A 3,589-nucleotide genomic window follows, 5' to 3' on the forward strand; every position below is an offset into this window, starting at 1 on the left:
CTGCTCGAGCAGGTAATCGGCGTTACGTTCTTCCTGGCCGGGAATGGGCGCATTGACGATCATCGGCAGGCCCACGGCCAGGCACTCCGACGTGGTCAGGCCGCCGGGCTTGGTGATCGCCAGGTCGCAGCAGGCCATCAGTCGCTCCACCTGGCGGGTAAAGCCCTGCGGAAACAGGCGTCCCGCATGCCGCGTGCTGGCCAGCATGCGCAGGCGGCCGAGCATGTCCGTATTGCGCCCGGCCAGCACGACCAGCTGAAAATCGCCGCCACCCGTGAGCAGGGTATCGGCCAGTTCGTCGAGCGCGCCGACGCCTGCGCCGCCGCCCATGACGAGGTACGCGGGCCGGTCCGGATCGATGCCCAGTTCTTCGCGCAGTGCGCGACGGTCGTGCGCCTGGGCGAAGGCGGGCATCACCGGAATGCCCGTGACGTGCACGCGCTCGGGCGGCAGACCGACGGCGCGCATGCGGTGGGCGATTTCCGGATTGGCAGCAAAGTAGCCGGTCATTCCCGGTATCACCCACATCCGATGCAGGTCGAAATCCGTCACCTGCAGATAGACCGGTGCGTTCACCCGGCCCTTGCAGATCTGCCGCATCAGCATCTCGGCAGGCAGGAAATGGGTGCAGACGATGGCGTCGGGCGCGAAGTCGCTGATGGCCGCGCGCAACCGTCGCGTGTTCAGCCGCTCGATGGTCCGGCGCATACGTTGCGTCACGGCCTCGGGGCGTGCGTCGTCGGTGATGCGATAGAGCATGCCCCACAGGCGCGGGTAGTGCGTGATCAGGCCAAGGTAGAAGTCAGCGTAGATGCGCCGGAAGCTCGATGGCACGAAGTCCATCACGTCCAGGTGTCGCGCTTCCACGTCCAGTCCGTCCGCTGCCAGCGCACCGATCGTCGCTTCGAGGGCATCGGCGGCGCGGACGTGCCCGGCGCCGGCGGAAACCGAAAGGAGCAGGATGCGCCTCGTCACGCGCAGTATTCGGCCAGCAGCGATTGCTGCGCGCTATAGGGCGCTTCGCCCGTAGCCGGTATACGACGCGTGTAACGCCCGTCCTCACCAAGCATCCAGGCCTGCGTGTTGTCGCGCAGGTAGTTGTCGAGCGTTTCGTTGTAGACGCGTTGCGCCAGTGCCGGATCCAGGATGGGCACGCCCACTTCGATGCGCCGCATGAGGTTGCGTTCCATCCAGTCCGCACTCGCACAGAACAGTTCCGGCTCGCCGTCGTTGCCGAACCAGTAGACGCGGCTGTGCTCGAGGAAGCGACCGATGATCGAGCGCACGCGGATGTTTTCCGACACTCCCGGAATGCCCGGGCGCAGCGTGCAGGCACCGCGGATGATCAGGTCGATCTGCACACCGGCCACCGAGGCGCGGTACAGCGCTTCGACGACGTGTGCCTCGTTGAGTGCATTGAGCTTGGCGACGATACGCCCGGGGCGTCCATGGCTCGCGTGCTCGATCTCGCGTTCGATACGCGCCATGACGCCGCTGTAGAGCGTGAACGGCGAATGCAGCAGGCGCTTGAGCTGGATCATCGGACCCAGGCCGGAAAGCTGCTGGAACACCTTGTGGATGTCCTCGCCGATTTCCGGATGCGAAGTCATCAGGCCGATATCCGTATAGCCGCGACTGTTGCCCTGGTGATAATTGCCGGTGGACAGATGCACGTACCGGCGCAAACCCGAGCCCTCGCGGCGCACGATGAGCAGCATCTTGGCGTGCGTCTTGTAACCCACGACGCCGTAAACCACCTGTACACCGRCTTCCTGCAGACGGTTGGCCAGGCCGATGTTGGCCTCTTCATCGAAACGCGCGCGTAGCTCGATCACGACCGTGACGTCCTTGCCGTTGCGCGCGGCTTCCACCAGCAGGTCGACCAGGGGGGAATCCTTGCCGGCGCGGTACAGCGTCTGCTTGATCGCCAGGACGCCGGGGTCTTGCGAGGCGCGACGCAGCAGTTCGACCACCGATGCGAAGGACTCATACGGATGGTGGAGCAGCACGTCGCGCACGCCGAGTACGTCGAACTCGTTCACGCCTTTACCGAACGCCGGTGACAGCCGCGGCGTGAAGCGCGGGAATTTCAGTTCGGGGCGGTCGACCTGGTCGTAGATGAGGCTGGAACGGATGATGTTGACCGGTCCATCGCAACGATAGACGTCGGCTTCCTCGAGCTGGAAATTGGCAATCAGCATGTCGGTGATCGCGCGCGGGCAATCCGCACCGACCTCGAGGCGTACCGGCCGCGCGTAGCCGCGGCCGACGAGCTCCTCGCTCAGTGCGCGCGCCAGGTTTTCGACTTCCGCTTCCTCGACCACGAGTTCGCTGTTGCGCGTAACGCGGAACTGGTACGAGGCGCAGACATCGAAGCCGGGAAAGATTTCGTCCGCAAAGGCCTGCAACACCTCGGCCAGGAACACGAAGTCGCCGTCGCCTTCGGATACTTCGGCGGGCAGCTTGATGATGCGCGGCAACGAGCGCGGCGCGCGGACCAGGGCCATGTGGCCTTCGCGACCGAAAGCGTCCCGGCCTTTGAGTACGACCGCCAGGTTCAAGGTCTTGTTGAGGATGCGCGGGAACGGATGCGAAGGGTCGAGACCGAGCGGCGACAGGACCGGCTGGATCTCGTTCTGGAAATAGCCCAGCAGCCAGCGGCGTTGCTTGTCGGTCCACCGGTCGCGCGTCAGGTAACGAATGTCTTCCGCGGCGAGCGCGGGACCGAGTTCCTCGTGCCAGATGGCGTAAATTTCCGCGACCAGCTCGAGGGTACGCTCGCGGATACGCGCGAGAATCTCGGTGGACGAGAGGCCATCCGCCCCCGGTGTAGCCGCACCCAGTGCGTGCTTATGCTTGAGCACCGCCACGCGCACCTCGAAGTATTCGTCGAGGTTGTTGCTGACGATGGTCAGGTAACGCAGGCGCTCCAGGACAGGCACATCCGGGTCGCGTGCCTGGGCCAGCACGCGGAAATTGAACTCCAGCGCCGCCAGTTCGCGGTTGATGTACAGCGCAGGGGCGCCGAGGTCGACAGACTCGCTCATGCTTTCGGCTGATCCTTTCACGACACCCGATGGTGGCCTATCGGTCATCATGCCGGAAAGCGGCATCGCAGCAACCGGGCGGCGCTTGCCTGCCATCGATTACAGGTGCAGGCCAGCGGCTTCCTGCAGCCGGGCGCCATCGAGGAGGCGGTCGCTACCGAAGACGCAGGCAAACGTCGAGCCCTTGCCAGGTTCGCTCTCGATCACCAGGCGGGCCTGGTGGAGGTTGAGCACGTGCTTGACGATGGACAGGCCCAGGCCGGTGCCACCGGAATCACGCGAGCGGCTGGACGACACGCGGTAAAAACGTTCGGTCAGGCGCGCGATATGGGTGGCCGGAATGCCGAAGCCCGAATCCTGCACGGAGAACTTCGCGCCACCGCCTTCGGAGTCTGCCCAGCGGATGGCGATACGCCCGCCGGTAGGTGTGTAGCGCACGGCATTGCTGACCAGATTCGAAAACGCGCTGTGCAGATCCTTCGGCGAGCCGAGGAGATCGAAGGCGGTCGCCATGTCGAGCGAGACCGTGTGCCGGCCCTGGC

Annotated in this window: 3 protein-coding genes; all 3 read right to left on the bottom strand. The window is 65.0% G+C overall.

Features of this window, described 5'->3' with window-relative positions:
• Positions 1 to 975, bottom strand: a 975-nt coding sequence (locus AC1DT2_RS18075; protein ID WP_477297857.1) for an MGDG synthase family glycosyltransferase, incomplete at its 3' end; no start/stop codon positions are given.
• Positions 972 to 3,047: a polyphosphate kinase 1 gene (gene ppk1 / locus AC1DT2_RS18080; RefSeq protein WP_477297859.1), complete on the bottom strand. Its 2,076-nt coding sequence runs from the start codon at positions 3,045 to 3,047 to the stop codon at positions 972 to 974. The genes ppk1 and AC1DT2_RS18075, both read right to left, overlap by 4 nt.
• Positions 3,048 to 3,146: 99 nt before the next feature.
• A partial coding sequence (locus AC1DT2_RS18085; protein WP_477297860.1) for an ATP-binding protein occupies positions 3,147 to 3,589 on the bottom strand: 443 nt, incomplete at its 5' end.

Source organism: Luteibacter sp. P4_E6, from assembly GCF_056401535.1.